The sequence below is a fragment of the Paenibacillus sp. FSL R5-0636 genome (genome assembly GCF_037974255.1).
GTDB lineage: Bacteria > Bacillota > Bacilli > Paenibacillales > Paenibacillaceae > Paenibacillus_AQ > Paenibacillus_AQ odorifer.
On sequence record NZ_CP150232.1, the window covers coordinates 1,355,895 to 1,382,036 of the forward strand.

General features: G+C 45.4%; 26 protein-coding genes. 21 read left to right on the forward strand and 5 right to left on the reverse strand.

What is annotated here, in order from left to right; translation table 11 throughout:
- Positions 1-52 precede the first annotated feature (52 nt).
- The 3 genes from MKX34_RS05920 (at position 53) to MKX34_RS05930 (ending at position 2,772) form a co-directional block, all read left to right on the forward strand.
- Positions 53-1,408: a glucose-6-phosphate isomerase gene (locus MKX34_RS05920; RefSeq protein ID WP_036681734.1), complete on the forward strand. Its 1,356-nt coding sequence runs from the start codon at positions 53-55 to the stop codon at positions 1,406-1,408.
- Between the two features lie 146 nt (positions 1,409-1,554).
- A complete protein-coding gene (locus MKX34_RS05925; protein ID WP_076104841.1) occupies positions 1,555-2,187 on the forward strand; it encodes a YigZ family protein in 633 nt (210 codons plus the stop codon).
- Between the two features lie 3 nt (positions 2,188-2,190).
- The gene (locus MKX34_RS05930; protein ID WP_036681739.1) at positions 2,191-2,772 is read left to right on the forward strand and encodes a TetR/AcrR family transcriptional regulator; all 582 of its coding nucleotides are present in this window, start codon (positions 2,191-2,193) and stop codon (positions 2,770-2,772) included.
- Positions 2,773-2,918: 146 nt separating this feature from the next.
- Here the strand turns inward: MKX34_RS05930 and MKX34_RS05935 are convergent, their stop codons facing one another.
- On the reverse strand, positions 2,919-3,320 hold the full coding sequence (locus tag MKX34_RS05935; RefSeq protein WP_076099035.1) for a secondary thiamine-phosphate synthase enzyme YjbQ: 402 nt from the start codon (positions 3,318-3,320) through the stop codon (positions 2,919-2,921).
- A gap of 208 nt (positions 3,321-3,528) precedes the next feature.
- Between MKX34_RS05935 and cysT the strand changes: the two genes are divergently transcribed.
- The 7 genes from cysT (at position 3,529) to MKX34_RS05970 (ending at position 11,214) form a co-directional block, all read left to right on the forward strand.
- Entirely contained in the window at positions 3,529-4,344 is an 816-nt protein-coding gene (gene cysT, locus MKX34_RS05940; RefSeq protein ID WP_076224698.1) for a sulfate ABC transporter permease subunit CysT, read from the forward strand.
- Positions 4,341-5,138, forward strand: a complete 798-nt coding sequence (locus MKX34_RS05945) for a sulfate ABC transporter permease subunit (RefSeq protein ID WP_076296859.1) — start codon at positions 4,341-4,343, stop codon at positions 5,136-5,138. Before cysT ends, MKX34_RS05945 begins: the two co-directional genes overlap by 4 nt.
- A 1-nt stretch (position 5,139) precedes the next feature.
- Complete coding sequence (gene cysA, locus MKX34_RS05950) at positions 5,140-6,204, forward strand: sulfate ABC transporter ATP-binding protein (protein ID WP_076104838.1); 1,065 nt, start codon at positions 5,140-5,142, stop codon at positions 6,202-6,204.
- A gap of 317 nt (positions 6,205-6,521) precedes the next feature.
- Positions 6,522-7,589 carry a sulfate ABC transporter substrate-binding protein gene (locus MKX34_RS05955; protein WP_076104837.1) on the forward strand — a complete coding sequence of 356 codons (1,068 nt, stop codon included), beginning with the start codon at positions 6,522-6,524 and terminating at the stop codon, positions 7,587-7,589.
- A 139-nt stretch (positions 7,590-7,728) separates the two neighbouring features.
- Positions 7,729-8,514, forward strand: a complete 786-nt coding sequence (locus MKX34_RS05960; RefSeq protein WP_076104836.1) for an MBL fold metallo-hydrolase — start codon at positions 7,729-7,731, stop codon at positions 8,512-8,514.
- Between the two features lie 316 nt (positions 8,515-8,830).
- The gene (locus tag MKX34_RS05965; RefSeq protein WP_076104835.1) at positions 8,831-9,412 is read left to right on the forward strand and encodes a GNAT family N-acetyltransferase; all 582 of its coding nucleotides are present in this window, start codon (positions 8,831-8,833) and stop codon (positions 9,410-9,412) included.
- Between the two features lie 56 nt (positions 9,413-9,468).
- Entirely contained in the window at positions 9,469-11,214 is a 1,746-nt protein-coding gene (locus MKX34_RS05970) for an ABC transporter ATP-binding protein (protein ID WP_141240331.1), read from the forward strand.
- 71 nt (positions 11,215-11,285) lie between these two features.
- Here MKX34_RS05970 and MKX34_RS05975 read toward each other — a convergent pair whose 3' ends face one another.
- Both MKX34_RS05975 and MKX34_RS05980 read right to left on the reverse strand, forming a co-directional pair.
- On the reverse strand, positions 11,286-12,089 hold the full coding sequence (locus MKX34_RS05975) for a Cof-type HAD-IIB family hydrolase (RefSeq protein ID WP_036681768.1): 804 nt from the start codon (positions 12,087-12,089) through the stop codon (positions 11,286-11,288).
- 12 nt (positions 12,090-12,101) lie between these two features.
- Positions 12,102-13,049, reverse strand: coding sequence for a DMT family transporter (locus MKX34_RS05980; protein WP_076104833.1), 948 nt, complete (start codon positions 13,047-13,049; stop codon positions 12,102-12,104).
- A 228-nt stretch (positions 13,050-13,277) separates the two neighbouring features.
- On the opposite strand from MKX34_RS05980, the gene MKX34_RS05985 reads away from it, so the two are divergent.
- The 6 genes from MKX34_RS05985 to MKX34_RS06010 all read left to right on the forward strand — a co-directional run bounded on the left by MKX34_RS05985 (position 13,278) and on the right by MKX34_RS06010 (position 20,416).
- Complete coding sequence (locus MKX34_RS05985; protein WP_038569151.1) at positions 13,278-13,991, forward strand: metal-dependent hydrolase; 714 nt, start codon at positions 13,278-13,280, stop codon at positions 13,989-13,991.
- 59 nt (positions 13,992-14,050) lie between these two features.
- A complete protein-coding gene (locus tag MKX34_RS05990) occupies positions 14,051-15,862 on the forward strand; it encodes a sensor histidine kinase (protein WP_076104832.1) in 1,812 nt (603 codons plus the stop codon).
- On the forward strand, positions 15,855-17,054 hold the full coding sequence (locus tag MKX34_RS05995) for a response regulator (RefSeq protein ID WP_076104831.1): 1,200 nt from the start codon (positions 15,855-15,857) through the stop codon (positions 17,052-17,054). The genes MKX34_RS05990 and MKX34_RS05995 overlap by 8 nt, the downstream gene beginning before the upstream one ends.
- Before the next feature lie 189 nt (positions 17,055-17,243).
- Positions 17,244-18,575, forward strand: a complete 1,332-nt coding sequence (locus MKX34_RS06000; RefSeq protein ID WP_076104830.1) for an extracellular solute-binding protein — start codon at positions 17,244-17,246, stop codon at positions 18,573-18,575.
- A 107-nt stretch (positions 18,576-18,682) separates the two neighbouring features.
- Positions 18,683-19,558: a sugar ABC transporter permease gene (locus tag MKX34_RS06005; protein WP_038569153.1), complete on the forward strand. Its 876-nt coding sequence runs from the start codon at positions 18,683-18,685 to the stop codon at positions 19,556-19,558.
- Positions 19,559-19,588: 30 nt separating this feature from the next.
- Positions 19,589-20,416 (forward strand): carbohydrate ABC transporter permease, encoded by an 828-nt coding sequence (locus MKX34_RS06010; RefSeq protein WP_036681776.1) that lies wholly within the window; start codon positions 19,589-19,591, stop codon positions 20,414-20,416.
- A gap of 90 nt (positions 20,417-20,506) precedes the next feature.
- On the opposite strand, the gene MKX34_RS06015 is transcribed toward MKX34_RS06010, so the two are convergent.
- Positions 20,507-21,508 carry a lipoate--protein ligase gene (locus tag MKX34_RS06015; protein WP_076104829.1) on the reverse strand — a complete coding sequence of 334 codons (1,002 nt, stop codon included), beginning with the start codon at positions 21,506-21,508 and terminating at the stop codon, positions 20,507-20,509.
- Positions 21,509-21,735: 227 nt separating this feature from the next.
- Between MKX34_RS06015 and MKX34_RS06020 the strand changes: the two genes are divergently transcribed.
- Genes MKX34_RS06020 through MKX34_RS06040 form a run of 5 tightly spaced genes read left to right on the forward strand, consistent with a single transcriptional unit; the run spans position 21,736 to position 25,384 of the window.
- Positions 21,736-22,824, forward strand: a complete 1,089-nt coding sequence (locus tag MKX34_RS06020; protein WP_076104828.1) for a threonine-phosphate decarboxylase — start codon at positions 21,736-21,738, stop codon at positions 22,822-22,824.
- A gap of 3 nt (positions 22,825-22,827) precedes the next feature.
- On the forward strand, positions 22,828-22,974 hold the full coding sequence (locus MKX34_RS06025) for a hypothetical protein (protein WP_170914296.1): 147 nt from the start codon (positions 22,828-22,830) through the stop codon (positions 22,972-22,974).
- Positions 22,949-23,686, forward strand: a complete 738-nt coding sequence (locus MKX34_RS06030; protein ID WP_076104827.1) for an adenosylcobinamide amidohydrolase — start codon at positions 22,949-22,951, stop codon at positions 23,684-23,686. Before MKX34_RS06025 ends, MKX34_RS06030 begins: the two co-directional genes overlap by 26 nt.
- A gap of 49 nt (positions 23,687-23,735) precedes the next feature.
- A complete protein-coding gene (gene cbiB, locus MKX34_RS06035; protein WP_076104826.1) occupies positions 23,736-24,695 on the forward strand; it encodes an adenosylcobinamide-phosphate synthase CbiB in 960 nt (319 codons plus the stop codon).
- 8 nt (positions 24,696-24,703) lie between these two features.
- On the forward strand, positions 24,704-25,384 hold the full coding sequence (locus MKX34_RS06040; protein WP_076104825.1) for a histidine phosphatase family protein: 681 nt from the start codon (positions 24,704-24,706) through the stop codon (positions 25,382-25,384).
- Positions 25,385-25,482: 98 nt separating this feature from the next.
- Here MKX34_RS06040 and catA read toward each other — a convergent pair whose 3' ends face one another.
- Complete coding sequence (catA, locus tag MKX34_RS06045; RefSeq protein ID WP_038569162.1) at positions 25,483-26,142, reverse strand: type A chloramphenicol O-acetyltransferase; 660 nt, start codon at positions 26,140-26,142, stop codon at positions 25,483-25,485.

Below are 26,142 nucleotides of genomic sequence, written 5' to 3' on the forward strand. Positions count from 1 at the left end.
GTAACAAACGGTTTTAAATTTAAAGAGATAAAACAGGAGGTTACCATTACCGATGTCTAAGAAGATTAATTTTGACTACACAAAAGCTCTTTCGTTTTTTAACCAACAAGAAATCGACAACCTTGCCGCCCCAGTTAAGCTAGCACACGAACAGTTGCATAACAAAACTGGTGTAGGTTCTGACTACCTTGGATGGATCGATCTGCCGACAGCATATGATAAGGAAGAATTTGCTCGCATTCAACAAGCTGCTAAGAAGATCCAAAGCGATTCCGAGGTACTGATTGTAATTGGTATCGGAGGTTCTTATCTGGGAGCACGCGCAGCTATTGAGGCGTTATCGCATTCTTTCTACAATAACCTTTCTAAAGATAAACGCAAAACTCCAGAAGTTTATTTCGCTGGTAATAACATTAGCTCTACATACATCACGCATCTGCTTGATCTAGTAGAAGGCAAAGACTTCTCCGTGAACGTAATCTCCAAATCAGGAACTACTACTGAGCCAGCAATTGCTTTCCGCATTTTCCGCGCTGCGCTGGAGAAGAAATACGGCAAGGAAGAAGCTCGTAAACGCATTTACGCTACTACAGACAAGGAAAAAGGTGCCCTTAAGAAATTGGCAACTGAAGAAGGTTATGAATCCTTCATCATTCCAGACGATGTAGGCGGACGTTACTCCGTATTGACACCTGTAGGCTTGCTGCCGATTGCTGTAGCTGGCATTAACATTGAAGAAATGATGCAAGGTGCTGCTGCCGCTGCGGATGAGTTCAACAATCCAGATGTAGCTACTAACCAAGCTTATCAATATGCTGCAGTTCGTAACGCTCTATACCGTAAAGGTAAAACAACTGAAATCCTCGTCAACTATGAGCCTTCCTTACACTTTGTATCTGAGTGGTGGAAACAATTGTTTGGCGAAAGTGAAGGTAAGGACTTCAAAGGAATTTATCCTTCTTCCGTTGATTTCTCCACAGATCTACACTCCATGGGTCAATTTATCCAAGAAGGTAACCGCAACATTTTTGAAACGGTTATCCAAGTAGATCAAGTAGCTCATCATGTTACGATTGAGAATGATCCGGATGATCTGGACGGCTTGAACTTCTTAACAGGAAAGACTATGGATTTTGTGAATAAGAAAGCTTTCCAAGGTACAATGCTTGCACATACAGATGGTCAAGTACCTAACCTTATCGTTACTATTCCTGATCAAACACCATACACCTTTGGATATTTGGTGTACTTCTTTGAAAAAGCCTGCGGTATCAGCGGATACTTGCTCGGTGTTAACCCATTTGACCAACCAGGCGTAGAAGCATACAAGAAAAACATGTTCGCATTGCTTGGCAAACCAGGTTACGAAAAAGAAAAAGCAGAGCTAGAAGCAAGACTTACTGAATAGTATTGCAGTAGGTTTTACAATAGCTAGTTATCACAGAACATTCATACTAATGTAAGTCACCAGGAGCAGTCCATAGGTAATCCAATACCGGGACTGCTCCTGACATTATATGAAGACATCATATGTAAATAAGGACTGGAATAATTATGTTAGAACACTATCGAACGGTCCGCTCTTCCGGCTCAAAGGAAGTTGTGATCCGCAAATCTCGCTTCATTGGTCATGTTATGCCAGTGGAGAATGAAGAAGAAGCTTTGTTGTTTATCGAGGACATCAAGAAGAAACATTGGAACGCAACGCATAACTGTTCTGCTTATGTGATTGGGGAGAGAGACGAAATCCAGAGGCAATCGGACGACGGGGAGCCGAGTGGTACAGCCGGCAAACCGATTTTGGAAGTAATCCGCAATCAGGGAGTTAAAAATGTCGCAATCGTAGTTACCCGTTATTTCGGAGGCATTATGCTGGGTGCCGGTGGGCTGATTAGAGCTTATACGGATGGAGCAGTGCTTGCGCTTGAAGCAGGAGAAGTAATCACCCGTGTACTGAGACGAGAGGTATTCGTAGAGATCGAGTACACTTGGCTGGGCAAGGTTGAGAACGAACTTCGAGGAAGAGGGATTCAGACTGGCGAGACTTTGTTCACCGACAAAGTAACGTTGTTATGTTTGCCGCGAAATGATGAGGGTGAGACTTTTATGGCATGGATAACAGATCTAACCCAAGGGCAAGCCCTGATAACAGAAGGGCGGCGGATTTACTACAGCGAAGGGGATTAGTATATGGCAAGGAGAGCAGTGGAGCAGGAGTTGTCGAGGGAAAGGATTCTAGAGGCCGCTAGGCATCTATTTATAACCAAAGGGTATCGGGCAATTTCAATGCGAAGTATTGGTCAGCATTTGGGATATAGCCACGGCTCTCTCTATTATCATTTCAAGGAAAAGGCGGAGTTGTTCTACGCTATTGTTGTAGAGGATTTTAATCATGTGGCTGCTTTACTCAGCCAAGTAATGAATAAACCACCTGAAGAAGGAATGACAAGGGTAGAACAGCTGATTATGGAATTTATTAGATTTGGAATAGATCATCCCTATCAATATGAAATTATGTTCATGATTCGCGATGAGGAATTGCTAGCTTATTGTAGAGCAGAACAGGGACGATGTTTTGATTTATTCTCAAGTATTGTACGCCGTCATATGAAGGAAGAGGGATATGTGTCTGAGGACTGGCAGAATGTGCCGTTAACAATGTTCTTGTCTGCACACGGATTTATTTCTTATTATATCCAGGATAAAGTATCGTTTGACGATGTGAAAGAGGCAGCGTTAGCTCATATAAAGGTTTTATGTCGCAGCCTTTAACATGCTGTTTTTTTTATAGATCTTCACTTTAAAGCTGTGCATTGGTATAACACTGCTTCTCTGCTTGATGAAAGTATTACTAGACTCTAGTTATAGTCTAAATGGCCGCTCCGTAGCGATAACGGAAGCGGCCATTTGTATGTTTATTATCCCTCTACTATTTTTAAGAAACATTGCCGGCGTCTAGGTCCATCGAACTCACAGAAATAAATACCTTGCCAACGACCGAGAATTAATTCACCTTCGTGGATGATCAGGGTCTGGGAAGGCCCGGTAGTAATAGATTTAAGATGAGAGGCAGTATTGCCTTCCGCATGCCGATACTTCGGATGCTCCCAAGGGTAGACCTCATCCAGACGCATCAGAACATCATGCTTCACATCAGGATCCGCATTTTCATTAATAGCAATACCAGCAGTGGTATGAGGACAATAAACTACAATCAATCCGTCTTGAACTCCACTTTTTTTTACATAAGAAATTACTTCCCGAGTAATATCACGCAATTCATCCCGCTTTGTAGTAGTGATCTCCAGAGTATGCAACATAATCATTCCCCTTCCTGTGAGGTGCCATTTTTTAGTGTACCTTTGATACATATATTTTAACCCAAATTCACTTGAAAGTAATTGACGGCGGTGAGAAGGATTTGGTAAAGTAGTAATAATATAAAACCAAGTATATAAATAGGAATAATTAATGAGGATTTTGGTTAGTATACCGACCGGTTATCCGGAGGTGGGAGGGCAAAAATCATTGAATTCGCTGCTTAGACACAAAGGCTGGACTTGGGGTTTCCGAACTACAATTTTGCTCTATTTTGTAGTATTGATCGTGTTGCCCATACTCGGGGTCTATTACAACTCTTTTTCTCTTGGTTTTGGCAATTTTGTGGAAAGCGTCAGCGACCCAATTGCTTGGAAGTCGGTGCTGTTAACCTTAAAGCTGGCGATTATCGCTACTTTAATTAATGTCTTCTTAGGAACTATGATTGCTTGGGTCCTTATTCGTTATCAATTTGCTGGTAAAGCGCTGCTAAACAGTCTGGTCGATTTACCTTTTGCACTTCCAACAGCTGTCGGAGGTTTGATGATTCTACTGCTGCTTGGACCAGGTAGTCTTATCGGCAAAGCAGTTGAGGCACTTGGATTTGAAATTGTTTTTCATCAACCGGCTATCGTAATTGCTATGGTGTTCGTGACGTTTCCATTCGTGATTCGAGCGGTTCAGCCCTTGCTGGAGGAGTTGGATCCATCCGAAGAGGAAGCAGCATATACAATGGGTGCCAAGGGAGCAAGGGTATTCTGGCAAGTTATTCTTCCATCTATGGCGCCTGGGATGATCAGTGGTGGGATGCTCGCATTTTCAAGGGCACTTGCGGAATTTGGTGCAGTGGTACTCGTCGCAGGTAATATTCCGGGCCGTACGCTTGTATCTTCTGTTTTTATTTTTGGTGAAGTTGAAAGTGATAATCCGGTCTCCGCCGCTGCGGTTTCTGTTATTCTCTTGACCTTATCCTTTCTCATTCTTTGGCTGATTAATATGCTGCAGATGCGGGGGAGACGCTCATGAGAAAACTATGGATTGCTCTTACTTATTTAGTGTTTTTTTTGCTGATTGCTGCTCCATTAGGAAAAATGGCTATGGGTGCTTTTAGTGAAGGATTTGGTGGATTCTGGAATGCACTGACTAGGCCCGAAGCGCTGCATGCGCTTATGATGACTGGGCTTGTTGTGATAGTAGTTACGTTATTAAATACATTGTTCGGTATTATGATGGCACTGTATCTTGTTCGGGCGAACTGGATCGGCAAGCGTCTAAAAGGATTATTGAACAGTATTGTAGATTTGCCTTACGCGGTATCCCCTGTAATCGGAGGATTGATGATTGTCCTGATGCTGGGTCCCGATAGTACCTTGGGGGCGATTTTTGAGGGGATTGGACTAAAGATCGTTTATGCGATTCCCGGAATGATCATTGCCACTTTATTTGTTACCTTTCCTTTAATGGTGCGCGAGGTGATGCCGGTGCTTCAGGAGATTGGTTCACAGCAGGAGGAAGCGGCTTCGACATTGGGCGCTCGTAGTTGGACTATTTTTTGGAAGGTAACTTGGCCTTCGATTCGTTGGGCGGTTGTGTATGGTGTCATTCTTACGGTGGCACGTTCACTTGGAGAGTTTGGTGCGGTGCTCGTGGTCTCGGGGAACATTATGAATAAAACCCAGACGGCGACAACTTTAGTCTATCAGGATGTTGAGAATTTTAATGTAACGGCTGCTGGAGGAATAGCGCTAGTTCTGGCTGCATTTTCCGCAGGTCTGCTGCTGTTGATGGAATGGACCAAGAGAAGAAAGGAAGTGCAGTAATATGCATGTAGAAGTGCGGGGGTTAAACAAGCATTTTGGAGATTTTCATGCGGTCAAGGACGTCAATTTCACCATTACAAAAGGTCACCTGATTGGATTGCTCGGCCCAAGTGGAGGCGGGAAAACCTCAATTCTACGTATGCTGGCGGGACTGGAGTCACCGGATACCGGAGAGATTATTTTTCATGGTCAAACGGTGAACAATCTTCCTCCTCAAGAACGTGGGATCGGCTTCGTCTTCCAGAACTATGCACTCTTCAAACATATGACTGTATTTGATAATATCGCTTTTGGTCTAAAGGTTAAAAAGGCTAACAAAACAGCCATCCGCGATCGTGTTATGGAACTTGTGGAGCTTACAGGGTTAAAAGGGTTCGAGAAACGTTATCCGCATCAGCTATCAGGGGGACAACGTCAGCGTGTGGCTTTTGCACGTGCGCTTGCGCCTGAACCACAGCTGCTGCTTTTAGATGAACCTTTTGCCGCTATTGATGCGAAGATCCGCCAGGAGCTGCGCGCTTGGCTGCGTGAACTGATTGAACGTGTAGGTATCACCTCTATTTTCGTAACCCATGACCAAGATGAAGCGATTGAAGTAGCGGATGAAATCATGATTATTAATCAAGGACGCTTGGAACAAAAGGGTACCCCGTGGGATATTTACAAGGAGCCTAAAACACCGTTCGTGGCAACATTTATCGGTGAATCTACGCTGATTGAGAACGCTTCTGAGGTTAAAGGCTTTACAGGTGCGGGGGACGGCAAGCCTACCAAAGCACTGATTCGTCCTGAATATATTGAAGTGGGTAACCTGCATGAGTTCAAGATGGCTTCTGCCACGGAAAAAGGTGTTGTGAAACATCTGCATTTCCGCGGAAGCGAATGGCTCGTTGAGGTTGAAGTAAATGGCCACAAGCTGGTCACCTACCGTTCGTTGGAGAAAGAAACCTTGCAGCCGGGTCAGGAAATTTCAGTACTGGTACATCGGGCTTATTTATTTAATGATGAGCGCAGCTGGATCCAGGAGAACAACCTGAAAGAAGATCCAATGCCGATTTTTATTTAAAAATAAATAAAATGATTTTCAATTTTTTTTGATAGTAGCGAATGTGATGAGCTAGGATTAGAGGAACTGATGTGAAGGTAAGAAGTAATGAAGTGGAAGTTTGGAACTGTAGGAGCGGAGTGACCGCCTTTGTTTCCGGATTTAATCCGCTGAGATTATAAAATCAATAAATCTGGGAACAACAGCGGCCGAAAGTCCAAACATTCCACGTAATTACGGCAAAGACCAAACGTTGGTTACTTGAATTTTAAGTTTCAGCCATAGAGCTACTTTCAAGGAAATATTAAAAATCATTACCTCGAAGGATGTGGGCCGCAATGAATGTCAAAAGGAGCAGACAACTGCACGGATGTTTTGCTGCCCTAATGCTGGCCATACTCACGCTGACAGCAGTCGGTTGCGGGAATGTGAAGGCAGTTACGACGATGGCAGAGCCTTCGAAGCAAGGGGATGTTACGCTGGTAATTGGCGCATACAGTGTGGCTAAGGATGCAATGCAGGATATTTTGCCGTTATTTGCTGCCAAGTGGAAAGCGGATACGGGTCAGGATATTAGTTTTCAGGAGTCTTATGAGGCTTCAGGGACACAGGCACGAGCGATTGTAGGTGGATTTGAAGCGGATGTGACGCTGCTAGCCATGGAAGGTGATGTCGAGAAGCTAGTTAAGGCTGGACTCGTAGCGTCAACATGGAAAGAGCAGGGTGAACAAGGTATGGTGACACGTTCAGTAGTTGCTCTTGGTACCCGCGAGGGAAATCCCAAAGGCATTCGCGATTTTGCGGACTTAGCCAAGCCGGGAATTAAAGTGTTATATCCCAACCCCAAGACCTCTGGTGGTGCGCAATGGGATATCAACGCGATCTATGGGGCTGGTCTGAAGCTGTCAGAGGAGCAGGAGGGCGCAAAGGATCCAGCAGCAGCCAAAGCTTTTTTGGAAAGTATCCATGCCAATGTAGAGTCTCTGGATAAAAGTGGCCGCGCTTCTATGGCAGCCTTCGAGTATGGAGTGGGGGATGTAATTGTCACCTATGAGAACGAACTGCTGGCGCGGATTGCCCAGGGAGTCAAATACGAAGTTATTATTCCTAAAAATACAATTCTGATTGAGAATCCGGCGGCTGTCGTAGAGAAATATGCGGATGAGCATGGGACTCGTGTAGCATCAGAAGCACTGGTTGATTTTTTGATAACCCCACAGGCACAAGAGATCTTTGCAAACTATGGCTTTCGTCCCGTGGATAAACAAGTCTATGCTGAGCACAAAAGCGATTACCCTGATCCGGCGGGCCTCTTTGATATTAACTATTTAGGAGGCTGGGATGAGGTGCGAAGCTCACTTTATTCCAAGCGTGGAATTTGGTATCAGGTACTTGCCGGAATATAAGGTAGAGGTATAACAAAAGAGTCATCCCAGCAGTTCTTCTGTGGTGGGGATGGCTTTTTTTGGTGGGTCTCTTTAAGATAGAGAGAGGGTAATTTAGATTTATTACTTCGTTGAAGAGAACCTGAAGGAGAGATAACAGATGGATACGTTGGTGTTTTTGGGTACAGGGGATGCCATGGGGGTTCCTCGGGTATATTGCAGCTGTGAGACCTGTACAGAGGCAAGGGAACAGGGGGAAAATATTCGCCTGCGCTCTTCTGTACTTATAGATAATGGCAGTGACTTTTTAGTGATCGATTGTGGGCCTGACTGGCGGCGTCAGATGGAAGCGCAGGGAGTACGAAATATGCGCAGACTGCTGGTGACGCACGCTCATTTTGACCATATTGGTGGGCTGCCGGAATGGGCGGATGCCTGCCGCTGGATGGGATATAAAGGCCAGCTCTATGCCCCAGCAGAAGTGATTCCGATTATTGAGCGGCAATATCCATGGCTGCGCAATCAGATCGAGATGATTCCTTGTGATGAAGGCATAGAGCTAGACGGCTGGACAATAGATATCTGGAAAGTGAACCATGGCAAGAATGGATACTCGTATGCTTTTCGTCTGGAGAAGGAGGGCTATGTATGGGTGTATTGTCCAGATTCCATTTCTCTTGGAGCTGAAGAGACACGCCTGATGCATGGAGCTGACTTGCTGGTATTAGGTACAAGCTTCTATTACGAAGCAGCGGAGTTATCGACTCGTTCTGTATACGATATGACGGAAGCAGCGGAGCTGCTGCAAACTGTGAAGCCTCAAAAGGCAATCTATACCCATATGTCGCATGATGTGGATATGAGAAAATCATATATTTTACCGGAAAATGTTACGCTGGCCGAAACGGGGATGAGAATACCCTTAGGATCTTCGGAAATTAGATGAAATTTAGATAAAAAGAAAACTCCCCTCATTTGCTGGAAGGGAGTTTTCGTGATCCCATTTAAACCTGTTATATTCCGCCTTGTTGAATCCGTTTAATTAACTCTTCAAGCCAATAAACGGAGTGCTCTGCTTTAGTTGAAATATTCACTAAATCAAAAAGGGACATCATTCGGGCAACTTCAGCCTGTTGATGTTCCTTTTGTGATTTCTATTGCATTCAGTATTCAGATCCCGATATATACTATATAATCAAAAAGCATATCGTATTATTTTTACATATTTAGAATAATAATCATCGCCAGAGGAGGAGTACGAAGTGGCTGACTCCAAGGATCCAATCCTGCTTGATTTTCCCGAGAGTTTTGAAACAGAGAGGCTGCTCATTCGTGCCCCTTTATGGGGAGATGGAGTTAGCATGAATGAGGCTATCCGTGAAAGTATAGATGAATTGAGACCTTGGATGGCTTTTGCTCAAGTAATACCCACATTAGAAGAATCAGAGAAAGTTACTAGAGAAGGCAGACTGGAGTTTCTAAAAAGGTATAAGCTACATATGCGTATTTTTAGAAGGGATACGGAGGGTTTTATCGGCTGCATTAGCCTGCATCATCTAAACTGGGAACTCCGCAATTTTGAGATTGGTTATTGGATCCGGAGCGCCTGTGCAGGCAAAGGATATATGACAGAAGCCGTAAATGGAATCACCAATTTTGCCATACGGGAACTAGGGGTGAATCGTCTCGAAATCTTTTGTAGTGAACGAAACACCAAAAGTGCCGCGGTAGCCGAACGTGCGGGTTTTACACTGGAAGGGATCCTGCGCAGTGCGAGTCTTGGGTATGACGGGGAACGGCATGATAATAAGGTGTTCGCTAAGGTTAGAGGTATAGAATTTTAAGTGAGAGGGCTGGTTCTTTGAAGCAGAAAGGCGTTTTCTCAAGATTAAGTACATACATGTTAAGGCACAAGCTCTTATATACGATTTTATTATTTACGACTTTATTTGGGATTGTTCTGGATTTAACGATTGCTTGGCTGCTCTCAGTAATTACGGATGCTGCGGTTAGACTCGATGTGAAAGCTTTTAAAGGGCTGGTTATTTTTGGATTAATCTACTTATTAGTGAGTGCAATTAACGGTTTCATCGATCGATATTTCAAAAATAAAATCTCTGCCAAGATCAGAAATGAGCTGCGGTTGGATATGATGCGGCATGCCTTAGCTCTTCCTCAGTCTTATTTTGACCGTAATCATTCCGGGGATTTATTGTCCCGCTTTACTAATGATAATCAATCTGTTGGTAATGCTGCAGGCGAGGTAATGATTGATCTAATCCGTAACCCTTTACTAGCCCTCGCGGCTTTTGGTTATTTGCTCTATATTAACTGGCTGCTGGCGTTGATCTGTTTTGCAATGGGGCCTTTGATGTTCCTTACGGGAAAAATCTTCGGTTCAGCGATGCGTGAGAACAGTGTGAAGATTCAGACTAATATGAGCAAGATTACTTCCTTTTTACATGACGTTCTAGGCAGTAGTATGGTGTTTAAATCCTTTAGCATTGAACGCAGACTAATGAAGCAGTATCAGGAACATAGTGAGAATATCACTTCCGAAGAATTAAAACGGGGAAGAATTGAGGGAGCTACTGGCTCGTTCTCCTCTTTTTTGGGAAACTTTACGTTTCTTCTGGCGCTGGTCGTGGCTGGTTATTTTGTGGCAAAAGGATCACTTGAGGTTGGTGCGATGATTGCTTTCATCCAGCTCATGAATTATTTAGTAATGCCGTTCTCGTCATTGCCGGGACTGATCAATTCGATGCAGCAATCACTTGGGGCGGCGGGACGGATCTTTGAGGTGTTGGATAGCCCGGTGGAGGTTGAGACCCTTCCAGAAGTGGAGACTAAGCAAACAGAATTTGAGAGTATGGTTATGTCGTCGATCTCTTTCTCGTATCCGGGAGCAGAGAGACAAAGTATAAACAAGATTAGCTTAGAGCTTCAAAAGGGAACACAGATGGCGGTTGTGGGACCGAGTGGTGGAGGTAAATCTACGCTTTTTAAACTATTGCTGGGATTGTATGAACCCGATGAAGGCGAAGTAACAATCAATGGGCAGCGGATCAACGAGATGAGTCTGGCTAAGCTTAGAAGTTATTTTTCCTATGTGCCGCAAGAGGCAGGTCTTTATACGGGAAGCATTCGTGATAATATCCGGAATGGAAATCCAGAGGCGGATGAGCAAGAAATTCTGGAAGCTTTGCGAAAAGCGAATGCCTATGATTTTGTAATGGAATTGCCTGAGGGACTGGATACTGATATTGGTGAGGAAGGTTCACGACTGTCCGGGGGACAACGTCAGCGGCTTTCCATTGCAAGAGCAATTCTGAGAAACGCTCCTATTCTGCTGTTGGATGAAGCTACTGCTGCACTTGACAATGAATCAGAAAAACTGGTGCAGCAGGCCATTCGTAAACTAATGGGAGACAAAACTACACTCGTTATCGCGCACCGTTTATCTACGATTCAGAACGCTGATATCATTCTCGTGATGGAGAATGGTGAAATTGTGGAGAGTGGAATGCATGATGTACTGCTTGCTGCCGGAGGAAGATATAATGATCTGTACTATTCTCAGCTAGAGCAGGAAGAAGAGAGTGGAATGGGACCCGAGAAAGTGGAATTAGCTTCTACAGGAGTTTGAGTTTTGGAATAAAAAAGGGTGTAGCAACGTCATGAAATATGGCGTTGCTGCACCCTTTTGCTTAAGGAAATTTAGTTTACTTTATTAAGAATGAATTTATCAATCGCATATTTCACGCCATCGTCATTGTTGCTTAAGGTCACGAAATCAGCAATTTCTTTCAGAGCAGGAATAGCATTCTCCATAGCGACGCCAAGTCCGGCAGCTTCAAGCATCTCATGGTCGTTCCAAGAATCGCCTACAGCGATGGTCTCGGAAAGATCACAGCCGTAATGTTTGGCTAGGAATTCAAGTGCAATGCCCTTGGTTCCTTCATGATGCATGATTTCCAGAAAGTGTGGTTTGGATTTGGTAATATGCACGGAATCACCAAGCAATTCATGCAGGATTGGAGCCAGTTCATCCAAGAAATCAGGATCATCGATAATTAGCATTTTTGGTGTTTTTTGCGGGACAAGCTTTTCCCAGTCAGGCTCAATAAAATATTGCGTTTTATTCAAGTCCGTATAGTCTTTGATCTTTTGGTTGTCTTCACGGGCATATAGCTTGTCGTCAATGTAAGTTTGCAGATGCAGATTATGCTCCACGCAGTAAGTGAACAGCTTGCGGACTGCATCTTGCGGGACGTAACGCTCATACAGTACTTTTTCATCGAGCAAGTTCTTAACGAGTGCACCCTGGTAAGTAATGATAGGTACGTTTAGTCCAGTTTGACGGGCAATGGCTTGAGCGGAAGCGTAAGCACGGCCTGTAGCAAGGGTTACAACAACACCTGCGGCAACTGCCTCTTCAAGCGCAGTTTGGGTAGCGGGTGTTACTTCCTTGTCATCATTAATCAGAGTGTCATCAATATCAATCGCGATCAATTTGTACATTTGTCTCTCTCCTTATCTCTTTCTAAATAAATGTAATTTGGAAAAATAACTCTTCTTATGTTGATTCTGACCCGGTTCCGGGCTCAGCTCTGCCATAAGCATAGCCCCCAGAATACAACCACAACCGAGCAGAGCGGACAACCCGAGTGTTTCCCCGCCAAAGGCTAAACCCGTCAGAACGGCAAATACCGGTTCTGTGGCATAAATAATGGCTACCCGCGATGGGGTAGTATATTTCTGACAGGCGGTTTGAATCCAGAAGGCAAAAGCGCTGGTTGGCCCAATGGAGATCAGCAGAGCCCAAAGCACATCTGGGTCCTTAATCAGCTCCCCGCTGTGGGCGAGCGGTGTTGCCCCTTCAAAAATAAGCGAGGCAGCAATACTGAACAGCCCAACGAAAGCAAGCTGCAGAGTAGCTAGCGGCAACGCCGGATAATGAGGTGCATAAACGCCAGTATAGGCTACCTGTAACGCAAAAGCTATGGCACATAGAAGAATCAAGGCATCGCCTTTATTCAAGGATAATGCAGAGCCCGTGAACGTCAACAGATAAAGCCCGATTGCGGCGAGTGCTGCACTGAACCAAGTGTATCGTGAAATCGCATGCTTCAATAGGGCTAGAGACAGAAAGGGAACTAGGACAACTGATAGCCCGGTAATAAAGCCGGTATTAGAGGTTGTTGTATATAGAAGTCCCATAGTCTGAAAGCCATAGCCCAAAAACAAAAAAAGGCCAAGCAGCAGAGAATCGCGTACCATGCGGAAACTTAGCTGTTTCCAATCCTTGCGGTAAAAAATAACTGTGATTAGAGCCAGCAACAGGGCAGCGCCCATAAAGCGGATGCTATTAAACGCGAGTGGTGGCAGCACCTTGACAGCATTTTGTACAATCAGAAAGGTACATCCCCACATCATCGCCACCAATAGCAGGCTAAAATCGGCTATACGGGAACGCTTCACTACTTAGGTCATCCTTTCTTCAGCAGCTGCCGTCTCTATGTAGACGACAAGGTCAAGTTGTCCAAATTGTATCGTATATTCATGGGGAGGACAAGATAGAAATCGCGCAAAGGCTTATATACTAAGCGATTTCAGCGTTTTATGTAGACAAAAAAACCGGGTCTTGATATACTTCGATAACCGCACATTTGTTCTTGTTTTTGCATCTTAGAAAGGAGCGGTTTCACTATGATGGGCAGATCCCATTTAATTATCAGCACCGGGGTTACCCTATCTGTTATGAGTTTGATGGCCCATGAGATTACAATCCCGGTTATTGCCGTCGCCGCATTAAGCTCGCTCCTGCCAGACATTGATGAACCGAATTCGTTACTGGTACGCAAGGCGATTCCTGACTTTCTGCTCAGGATACTACAGGTTGCTTTGATAGGAGCAGCGATTTATCTTTATTTTGCAGGAATCGTTGAAAGCCCTTGGAATATTGTACTGGCCCTACTTGTGGGGAGTGTAACTTTCCTGCCGGGAAGAAAGCTGCGGCATCTGGTGATGGTACTAATCGCTACTGCGGTATTTGCATACGGAGGGGCGTATGATCCTTGGAACTACATAGTAGCTTGTATACTCGTAGTTACATCACTTGTCCCGCATCGTGGATTGACTCATACCTTATATGCTGTTGCAGGCTGGAGCACTTTATTGTATTTTGCTTCATCGGGTATACAGGATGGTGGTAGTCTATGGATAGCAGGCGGCATGTCTTATGCGCTTCATCTATTGGCCGACTCTCTCACCCAAAGGGGAATTACGCCCCTGCCGCCCATTCCATTTAAGCTGCGTCTAAAGCTAATGAGTACAGGCACGAAAAAAGGTGGAGCTGTAGAGAATGTTTTTATCCTGCTCACACTCGCCCTAGTTGTATATGTATTTATACTTTCTCCTTGAGATTTACGGATATGAAGCACATAATGAATTACCGCTAGAACACACAGGAGGCGGCTGTTATGCGGGGGGATTCCTTAGTGAAGTGGTTTGGAAGATTGCAGATTCGTAATAAAATAATCCTTATTTTTATACCGTTGATCATTTTTCCATTGCTTGCTTTAGGCTTGCTCTCAGGGCAGATGTTCAGCCGTTCGATGATCGAAAAGGCTAAGTACAATTTTAAAGATGAATCCAAGCTCATCATGCAGCAAATAGATACGATTGTAAAAAATACGGAGAGCAGTGCCAACATTATAACTACCGACATCCATCGGATGTATGCTGAACGTCCGTTGTTATCCTCGACAGTGGAGCAGACGCGGTTTCGCAATTTAATGCAGAGCCAGCTTTCTATCGATCTGATTATTTTTCCGGATGTCGATTCTGCTGTATTTGTGGATACGGAAGGCCAGATTTATTCCTCTTACGCCTACGGTAATCCTAACGAGCAGAAGGTATTTACCAGCGATATGCTGGAGAAGGCTAAAGAAAAAGGCAGCTACGGTGTCAACCGTTGGCTTCCCATGGAACAGAGAGATTATCTGGTTAGTGATCCGGCAGTTCCGGTGCTCACACTGAGTAAAGTCGTGTACAATCTTAAAACGGGCAACCTAATAGGTACATTATTTGTGAACGTAAAAGAAGATGCTCTCTCTGCTTTTCTGGAAACCGCTAGAGAAACCTCTTCGGACAAGAAATATTTTATAGTAGACGGAACGCAAAGGACCGTGTCTACCCCTGATAAATCAAAGCTTCTACTGAAGCCTGAGGACAGACTGAACGGCAGTCTTAGGAAGACGGGAAGCTCTGTCTCGGAAATTATCGGCAAGGGGAGCGGGCGAGAGCTGGTCACTGTGACGTATTATGATAAGCTGAATTGGAAGCTTGTGAATACGATTTCGCTGCAGAAGTTAACTGCGGATATTCACCGTAATATAACGTTAACTATATTCGTGGGAATAGGATGCCTGTTACTGTCTCTGCTGCTTGCAGGAAAGCTGTCACAGATTATCGTAAATCCGCTTCTTCAAGTGACGAAGGCGATGCGTAAAGTAAGGGAAGGCGATCTGAATGTCACCTCACCAGTGACTACAGAGGATGAGACTGGGCTAATCTCCACCGTATTCAATTCCATGGTTGGTCGTATTCAGGAGCTGATGCGGACGATTACAAACGAACAAGTCCGGAAACGTGAATATGAACTAGCTCTGATCCATGCCCAGATTAAACCCCATTTTCTGTACAACACACTGGATACGATTTATGTACTCAACGATTTGGAGCTTAATGAAGCAGCTCGGGATACGACCAAGGCACTGGCAGATTTCTATCGGGTTGTTCTTAGCAAAGGGAACGAGGTTATTCCACTGTCCGAGGAAGTATCAAATGCAGCTGATTATTTGGCTATTATGCAGGTTCGCAACCCCGACGTATTACGTTACGAGATTAATATCCCGAAATTTCTCGAAGGAGTCAAGGTACCCAAATTGTCCCTGCAGCCGCTCATCGAGAATGCAATCTACCATGGATTAAAAACAAAGGGCAGTCAGGGGCTAATCTCAATAGAGGCTTATACACACGGAAGAGAAGTTATCATTACCGTGGAGGATAACGGTGTTGGCATGTCCGGGGAGCAGGTGTCGCGGATTGTAGAATACCGCTCACGAGAAGGAAAACCGGCATCCATTGGCATTTACAGCGTTCATGAACGGATTAAGCTGTATTTTGGAGAACCATATGGCCTATCGGTAGAAAGTAAACTGGGAAAAGGTACTGTTATGAAAATGACGATTCCCGGTACGGAAGCGCAGGGGGGCAGCGTAGATGTATAAAGTGATGGTTGTAGATGACGAGCCGCTGTTTCGTTATTATATGCGGACCAAGCTGGATTGGAGTAAATATGATTTCAGTGTCTGTGGTGAAGCGTCAAATGGCAGAGAAGCGCTGGAAGAAGCGGAACGGACGAAACCAGATTTGGCTTTAGTGGACATTAGTATGCCCTATATGGACGGTATGGAGCTGGTTACCCGGTTACAGGCCAATGCTCCTGATATGCTTATTGTTTTTGTAACAGGGCACAATGAATTTGATTATGCACAAAAAGCGATTCGCTTAGGTGTACAAGATTATTTATTGAAACCGTTTAACCAGCAAGAGTTTAACGAGATGATGATCAAGGTGAAGCAGCGCCTTCAGTCACATAAAATAGGTGCACGCAAAGCTGGGAAGCCGGAAATAATTGCAGAAGGAACGGCTTCCAATAAGCTCTTTCCACTCCAAATGGACGAGGAGAATTCCTCTGAAGGGATAGAGGAGTTCTCCTTTCCATCCAAAGAAATCACTCATCTTGGAATTCAGGATGCCATGCTGATGGCGTTAAAGATGGGGGATGGCGATGCAGCGGCGAAGGACATAAGCAAATTAATTGAGATTCTACGACGCCAGAGAGGGGGAGGCAGCTATTCCTTTACTCTATTAATGAGTATAGTATCCCTTTGCCTTGCCTATGCTGGAGAAAGAGGGATCAATCCGGAAAGTCTCTGGAAACCAGCAGGTTCACCGGAGCAGCGGCTACGGGAGATGGATAACTGGGATGAGACTGAAAGCTGGATAAAAGGCTTGTACAGTAAAGTCATTGATCAAGGTCGTGAGCACCGCCCCTCTAAGTCGTACAATTTATTCATTGCCGCCAAAGAGTACATCCGGGAGCATTATTCCGATTGTGAGCTGACAGTTGACCAGGTGGCGAATGGCGTTTATGTAGATACCAGCTATTTACGGAAGGTTTTTCGAAAAGAAGGTGGAATCTCTGTACTTGATTTCATTACCTATACTCGTATGAAGCAGGCCAAGGAACTGCTTGCTGGAGGAAATGTGAGACTGTCTGAAATCGCCGGTAAAGTGGGCTATAATGACCCGAATTATTTCAGTAAATGCTTTAAAAAACACTATGGCATGCCGCCGTCTGAATTTGAGCAGCTGGCTGCCCGTTCCCGCCATATTGGCGTTAATAATGAAATTTAATAAACATATTTGGTGGCGGCTCTCTGGTGAGGCCGCTTTCATTTTGTCCTGTTTATTACCGATTGTGCCCGATATGGCTCTTTTTGGGTCTTCAAGGCTCAAATATAATAGAAACAGGACGATGAAAACGCTAACAAATAGCGGATTCAACTAGCTCCACTAAATAGAGCATCAGAAAGGGGATTCATTATGAGCAACAAGTTATTCAGAACACTGGGGGTTGCAACCGTTTTATCCTTAGCTTTCTCACTTACAGCCTGTGGTGGTAACAATGCCGGAAACGGTGGTTCAACCTCTGAAGGTTCCAATACGACCGCTGGGAATACCGATAAGAAAATTCAAATAAAAATTTATGCACAGCATTTTGACGAAGATACTTCAAAGCCATTTGATTATGCCGTAGAGGAATTAAAAAAGGAAATGCCGGAGGTGGAGATTGTACTGGATGAGGCTGTTCAAGATGGCTACCAGAAGCTGAAAACATATGCCGCGACTGGGAATATGCCGGATATTTATGAAACAGACTGGCCTACGCTGCAAACCTTCGCCAAATCTAAAAATGTCGAGCTGCTAGATGAATACCAAGCCACCAAAGATTTCAAAGCGAATCTAAACACAGGGAATGAATCCCGTCTGATTGCCCCAGACGGTCATGTATATGCATTCCCATATACGGGAATTGAATTCCAAATGTTGTTTTACAACAAGGATATCTTTAAAGAGGTAGGCATCGAGATGCCGATCAAGACGATCGATCAGCTGGCTGAAGCGGCTAAGAAGCTTTCTTCAGCAGGTTATACACCGCTCTCAATTTTCGCGAAAGAGAAATGGATCACTACTTCTTTTTATAGCGGACTTGTGACTCGTGAGGAGACGAAAGGGTTTGGCCCACTCGAAACGAAGGGAACGACAACATTGCCTTCGCCTTATGTAACAGCAGCAGAACAAATGAAGAAGCTGGAAGAAGCAGGCTTGTTCGACGTCAATGCTACGAATACCAATTATGATCAAGCTTCATCTTTGTTCTACCAAGGAAAAGCTGGCATGTTCGTCAACGGTCAGTGGGAAATCTACAGCAGTGCTGAGAAGCTTGGGGATAAAGTGGATTGGATGTACTGGCCAGCTAAGGACGAAGCGACTTATGAGAACAACAAAATGTACATTAACGGTGCAGGAGGTCCTGGTGGCTTTGCCGTTTCTCCAAGCAGCAAGAATGTAGAGACTGCAGTGAAAGTAGCTAGTTTCATCGCACAAAAATATAGCGAATACAAATATACACAGCTGGGTAGCCCGATCGTAGCGACTAAAGTGGATAAAGAAATGACCGGTGAAGTGCCTGCCATGATGAAAAGAATCGCTGAAGAAGTGCTGCCAAACGTGAAGGGTTACGCCAATGCGGTAAGCAGTGTTCAAATTAAAAATGCACTGGACGACAATACACAAAATATGTTGATTGAAGGATTCTCGGCTAAGCAGTTCACGGATAACATGAACCGAGTGCTGAACAAAGAAAATAAATAATTAGAGAAATAAAATAAATAAAAATTGGTCCATGCCCTGCCGCTCACCCGGATCGAGCCCTTATATCGGGTGAGCGGCTTGGCAAGGAAGGAGTGGAATCTTACCGCATGCATAAATACTTAGGTAATAAGAAAGCCATAATGCTGTTTCTGCTTCCCGCTCTGCTGATTTATAGCGTAGTGATTATCTATCCGGTGCTTCAATCCTTTTATCGTAGCTTTTTCGAGTGGGACGGGCTCAGTACGGCTACTTTTAACGGATTGTCCAACTATGTAGAGATGTTTGATGATCCATTGCTTTTGACTTCCCTTCGTAACGGCCTTATTTTTGCACTGGTACTCGCTGTATTTCAGATCGGATTGGGAACCATTCTTGCGCTTGCCTGTGCCGATCCTCGAATCAAAGGGCGTAAATTGTTGAAAACAGCTTATTTTATTCCCGTAGTTCTGTCGGTTACGGTTGTTTGTCAGCTATGGATTGCCATCTACGATCCGAATAACGGATTGATCAATAGGCTTTTTGAAATTTTGCATATTCCTTATCAACAAAACTGGCTTACTTCTCCAACCACATCCATAATTGCGATTGCCTTTGTTAATGCCTGGCAGTTCATGGGTTACCAGTTCAGTCTTTTATATGCGGGGGTTAAATCTGTCCCTGAGCAGTACATGGAAGCTGCCACGATTGACGGTTGCTCCAAATGGATGGCGCATCGTAAGGTGACAATTCCAATGATGAAGGAGACGTTCAAATTCTGTCTGATCATTGCCATTACTTCAGGAATCGGTGCTTTTGTACAAATGTTGATTATGACTAACGGCGGACCGGGAACGAGTAACTATACGCTTACCTTTATGATTTATCGTTATGCATTCTTGGAAAGCAACTACGGCTATGCCTGTGCGGTATCGGTTGTGCTTGTCCTTCTGTCGCTTCTGGCCACCATTATTATCAACAAGACATTTGACCGAAATGAAGCATAAGGCAGTACGCCGGAAAGGAAAAGGAACGTTATGAAAAAAGTGAGAGCATTGCTCATACAGCTTCCCTTATGGATTTATTTTATCATTTCCATCTATCCGCTATTATGGATGATTTCTTATTCTCTGAAAAATAACGATGAGATTTTTGTCACCAACCCTTTCGGATTTCCGACTAATTTCCGGATTGAAAACTATGTGGCCGCTTGGTCACAGTTCAATATACCGCGATATTTTACGAATAGCTTGGTAGTCTCTACGATTTCAACGCTACTTATTATCATATTATCGCTGATGTTCTCATTCGCAATTTCCCGGCTGCGGTGGAGATTCCGTGAAGGGGTCAGATTGTATATGACGATCGGAATGTTCATGCCGCTGCAGGTAATTATGATTCCACTTGCCATACTCGTACGGGATTTACATCTGACTAATACCTACGGTGGGCTGATTGTTCCTTATGTCGCCATTGGATTGCCGTTCTCTTGTCTGGTATTCTACGGCTTTATGAAGGGTATCCCTGGGGAGCTGGAGGAATCCGCTTGTATGGACGGCGCGAATGTATACCGGATGTTTCTGCAGATTATTGTGCCGGTTGTAACGCCAGCTGTCGCAACAGTAGCCATTTTTCAATTTCTGAACAACTGGAATGAATTTTTGCTGGCTTATATTCTGATCTCTGATGAGGGGATGAAAACACTGCCGCTGGGTCTATTGTTCTTCCAAGGCCAATACAGCACAGACTGGGGTGGCATGGGGGCGGTTATGACGATGGCGAGTCTGCCAATGGTTATTGTCTATTTGTTCTTTAGTGAGCAGGTGGAACGGGCAATGACAGTTGGATCTGCTGTAAAAGGATAAAGCGAAGAGTATTAATTCATGCAAAAGAGGACTTCTGGCGAATGCGCAGGAGTCCTCTTTTTGATTCAAATCATGACCAGTGAATTCATCCTATTCCTCTAGGAAGACCAATCCGATAAAATCCTCCGGCTCAATACGACCGAAATAATGCTTCAAATCGAGATCAGCTAATGCTTCTCTAACCTCAGCCTCGTCATAACGTTTGCCACGAAGTGCATTTTCAACATCTACTACGTCACCGACTCCGAAGAAGTCACCATAGATTTTGATGTCTTTAATGAGGGAATCTTCAATATCCATCCGAATATCAATAATTCCGGCAGGGAATTTGCGCGTGTGCTTAACGTTGCTTTTTGGTGACAGACCGTAGTTCCAGTCCCAGTTCTGGTAGTGCTCCTTGGAGATCTCGCTAATTTTGTCCCAGTCGGCTTGTTGCAGCTTGTACTGAGGAACCTCAGAAGAATCCATGCCAAAGATCGAACGCAGCAGGCCGGCGCGGAACTCCTCGATCGTCATATCTGTACCCAGCAGCTCTTTGATATTCGCTACACGACTGCGTACGGATTTGGTGCTCTTTGATTTAAACTTCTCTGGATTCACTTTTAGAGAGGCTTGTACATCATCTAAATTAAGATTGAACATCAAGGTACCATGGCTGAACATACGTCCGCGTGTGGAGAACTGAGCGTTACCGGAAATCTTTTGCTCACCAACTTGCAGATCATTCCTTCCGCTTAGCTCGGCGTTAACGCCCATGCTTTGCAGGTAATCGATGACCGGTTGGGTGAATTTCAAAAAGTTATGAAAGGATTGGCCGTCATCCTTGGTAATAAAGCTGAAGTTCAAATTTCCAAGATCGTGATAAACAGCTCCACCGCCGGATAGACGACGTACGACCTGAATATTATTATCTTTTACATACTCTTGGTTAATTTCTTCGATAGTATTCTGATGTTTCCCGATGATGATGGATGGGCTGTTGATATAAAAAAGCAGGTAACTCTCGTCCATCGGCAAGTGCTTCAGCGCATATTCCTCAATCGCCAAATTGATGGATGCGTCAGTAATCCCTGTGTTATCAATAAAAAGCATAGTGAATTCCTCCGTCGCAGCAAAATTGATTACAACCTTCATTTTAAACCAAAAGCGGTTTTTTAACAAAAGAGATCACATCTTTGAGATTCATGTCGGTTTGGGGGAAGCAGGGGATTTAGCTGGTTCCTTCTGCGAAAGCATTGACGTTCTTCCGGCAAAGAGTCAATAATGGTGGCAATGACATACATATCGTGCTAGAGAAAGTAGATAGAGGGAGTGTAATTATGCTTGAAAAATATGGACATGGCGGTGATTTGCTGACGGCAGCGGAGCTCTATGGAGAAGCTGGGGGCACATTTCTCGACTATAGTGCCAACATCAATCCACTCGGTCCTCCACCGGAAGTTTTGGAGCTGCTCAGAACAGCACTGTCAACGGTGGTTACATATCCGGACCCTGGACACCGACGCTTTAAACAACTACTGGCGGTAAATCTTGGCGTAGATAGTGGCTGGTTAACCGTGGGTAACGGAGCAGCGGAATCTATGGCTTTGCTGCTGTTGGCGATAGCTCCGCAAAAGGTTGGCATCGTGGAACCTTGTTTCTCTGAGTATAGGCAGCTTTCCGGGCAATTTGGTGCTGAAGTATTGTCGGTCCAGGGGACTAGGGAACAGCATTTTCGCGCTGGAGTGGAGGAGATTGCCGGGCTGCTGGAACAGGTGGAGCTGTTATTTCTCGGACAGCCGAATAATCCCAATGGAGTTCAGTATGCTGTGGATGAACTGCGCTTGTTAGCGCAGAAGGCTGAAAGCTGCGGGACTTATTTGGCTGTGGATGAAGCTTTTATTGACTTTATCCCGGAGTCAGAGCGAAATACACTCCTGCCGGAGCTGGAGCAGTTTCCGCATACGGTTCTGGTGCGGTCGATGACGAAGTTTTATGCGATTCCCGGACTGCGTCTCGGGTTTGCGATTTCGCATCCGAAGCTGGCGAAGGCGATGAGCGGAAAGCAGGTCACCTGGAGTGTGAACGGCTTGGCGCTGCTGGCAGGGGAAGCCTGCCTTACAAGCGGACGTGACTATGAACAGCGCACGCGTGAGCTTATTGCAGCAGAACGCGAAACGCTGCGGCAGGGTCTAGTGCAGCTGGGTTGCGATGTCCCACCGGGAGAAGCCAATTTTCTGCTTTGTGGCTTGCCGTCACCGTGGAGTGCGGCTGAGCTGCAGACTAGGCTTGGCCGCGTAGGTATACTTGTGCGCAGCTGCGCTATGTATGCAGGGTTAGGTTCAGGGCATATTCGAGTTGCTGTTAAGGGACATGAGGATAATGCCCGCCTTTTGCTGCAGATGGCGGAGATTCTAGCGACTAAGTGACAGGTGCACGTATTCCTTAATGATGTGCGGAGGGAGCTGACAGCGCTATTGGCGGGGCATCCTTTCGAGGATGGTTGTAAGTATTCAATGAAAGAAATGAGCGGTGAAAGGAGCGGGATCGGCTATGGTGGAAGTGAAGATTCCATTTAATCTTGCAGGGGGAATCAGGGAGTATCGTCCGGCCGTCTGGCCAGGGCTTGCTCTGCAGTGGAAGGATAAGCATCTGCTGCTGGAGCTGCCAGCAGCAGCGGATGGTTTATCGAGCGCGTTCTACGGCGGAGGAATGAACCGGCTGCAGCGGGCGGTCAATTTATATGTAGATCGCAATTACGAATGTAGTGATCCTGTCCAGGATATGGAGAATAAGCTGCGCGATTGGGGTTATCCTTTATCCGGCTGTGCCGGTCTGATGACGGCTGTGCCGCTAGAGCATGCAGCGGTAGCTGAAGAGGACACGGGTTCAGCGGGGATTTTTGTTTGCGTTACAGCCGCCGCAGGAAATGCTGCGCGCTCAGGCGTGGAACGCAATGTATTGGCTGTGTATCGGCCGGGTACGATTAACATCATGCTCTGCATTGATGGCCGCCTGACACCGGCGGCCATGGTCAATGCTGTGCAGACAGCTGTCGAAGCCAAAGCTGCTGCGCTGGCAGATCTCGGGATTACCGATCCGGAGAATGGCCTAATCGCAACCGGCACAACTACGGATGCTATTGTGCTCGCTGTGAGCCAAAGCGGGAGATACAGCGCCGAGCATGTCTACGCCGGAACAGCAACCGATCTTGGAGGCGCTATCGGCCGGCTTGTATATAGCGCTGTGACGGGCAGCCTGCTGTCGGTGCAGGCAAGGAAGGACAGCTAATGACAATGGATAGCTGGAGAAGTAGAAGATTGTTCAGAGGTGATTGCCTGTGACAATCGCTTTGGTGTTGCTTGCGGCTTATGTGATTGACCGGATCGTAGGTGATCCGCGTAACCTGCCTCATCCCGTAATTGGTATGGGCAAAGCAATTACGGCTCTGGAGCGGGCGATCCGTCGTTTATGGTCCCGCCCGCAAAGCCTGCGCAGAGCTGGGGTGTTACTTCCGCTATGTGTGGCGGGCGGTGCTTGGGCACTGACAGCCATCCTGCTATGGATGCTGTCATATATCTCACCTTGGCTCGTCTGGATAGCCGAGGTTTGGTTGATTTCAACCACGATTGCCTCCAAGGGACTAAAAGATGCAGGAATGGCGGTGTACGTGGAATTGCAGAAGGGCGATCTCCCTGCTGCCCGCAAGGCTTTGGGGATGATCGTGGGACGTGATACGACTTCGCTAGACGCCCCTGAAATTGTCCGTGGAACGGTGGAGACCGTCGCAGAGAATATTGTCGATGCGATTATTTCTCCGCTTTTCTACGCGCTGATTGGCGGTGCGCCGCTTGCTATGGCTTATCGGGCGGTCAATACACTCGATTCAATGGTTGGTTATAAGAACGATAAATACCGTGATCTCGGCTGGGCATCTGCCCGGCTCGATGATGTTGCTAACTTCATCCCGGCACGGATTACGGCATTACTTTTGGCTCTATGTGCAGGGATGCTTCGTCTGGATTGGCGTAGTTGCCTGCAAATGGTGAAGCGGGATGCACATCTACATCCAAGCCCTAACAGCGGTTATCCAGAATCAGCTGTGGCTGGCGCACTTGGCATCCGACTCGGAGGCGAAAATGTGTATCATGGCGTCGCTTCTTTTCGGGCTTATATGGGTGATCCGGTACGTACGATGGAACCAAATGATATTATCCAGACCTCGCGGATGATGATGCTCTGCTCTTCAATATTTGTAGGTCTCTGCGCGGTTGCGGCATGGATATGGATTGGAGGCTGAGCGTCGGTATGGCAATTCCCTCTATAGAGCTTGAGCTAGTGCTTATCCGACACGGGCAGACGAAATGGAATGTTGAGCATCGTTACCTGGGACATACGGATCTTCCATTGCTTACTGACGCAAGTGAGCGGCTATCCCAACTTCAGCAGCAGAGCTGCATGCAGACTGAGTTATCAGGTGGTTTTTGGCGTGTGTTCTGTAGCGATTTGCTAAGATGTCGGGAGACCTTGGCTTTCGTAGCACCTTCACTAGAGCAGGACGCTGTTTACGATCAGCGGCTTCGTGAAATGAACTTCGGAGCTTGGGAAGGCTGCACCTATGAGCAGTTGAAAGATAACTCTCTATATAGAAGTTGGATTGATGATCCTTCAAAGGTTACACCGCCAGAAGGAGAATCGTGGACAGAATTCGATGCACGGTTGCGTAGTTTCCTGTTAGATCTAGGTCAAGCTGCTATGGCTGCATTTGGATGCTGTGCTATCAAGGAGAAAAAAAGTGAGGTTACATCGAATAGAGTAATGGTAGTGACGCATGGGGGTGTAATCAGGAATTTACTTGCACAGTTAGTTCCTGACCTCACATTCTACAGTGCAGTGGCTCCTTCTCCAGGGAATGTAATGGTACTAAAAATACTCTGGCAGCATGGACAATGGTCAGCTGATAAAGCTGATATTGTGGAAAAAGGATGAGTACATGAAAAAAGGGTTCCACATCATTAGGAAAACCTAATAGGTGGAACCCTTTATGTTTGAACTATCGTTTGCTGTCAGCAGAATAACGTGGTTAATTAGAGGTTAGGTAACCATTCCGTATAGGTATCTGCACGTGATTGTAATTCATTATACAGCATGCTGGCATGGTAACCGTCGCACACAGCATGGTGGAATTGCCCCGAGATGGGTAATAGTATTTTTTTGTCTTGCTGAAAATATTTCCCTATCGTAAAGATGGGAAGTAGGTAGGTTCCTTCGTTATACACGTTCAGGTTAAAGCTCGTGAAGCTGACCCACGGAATGCTGGAAATAGGGAAGGTGTTCGATGGTTCGTTTGCTTTAGCGATAAATTGTTTCACACTTCCGTACATTTTCATATCATCGAGATAACGGTTATAGAAATCATTAAACTGTTCACCGTACGAAGTCCAGATGCTTGAGAAAGTTTTATCATCATCATGGAAAATTGTAAAACTAGGTGACAAGCTATCCCAATAACCTAATCTACCTTCAGAATCAAAACATGTGCGGAATTCACTATGACGGTTCACCACCGTAGTTATCATGTGGATTAGTGCTGGGTACAGCTTAATTCCCTTATGCTTAAGCTCTGACAGTAGAAGGGTGATATCAATATTTACGGTCATGCTATAGGTGCATCTGACATTGTTTAAATAATGTTCAAAATAGGGTTTTCTACTCCAGTTATCAATGACAATCGGGTTAAAAATCAT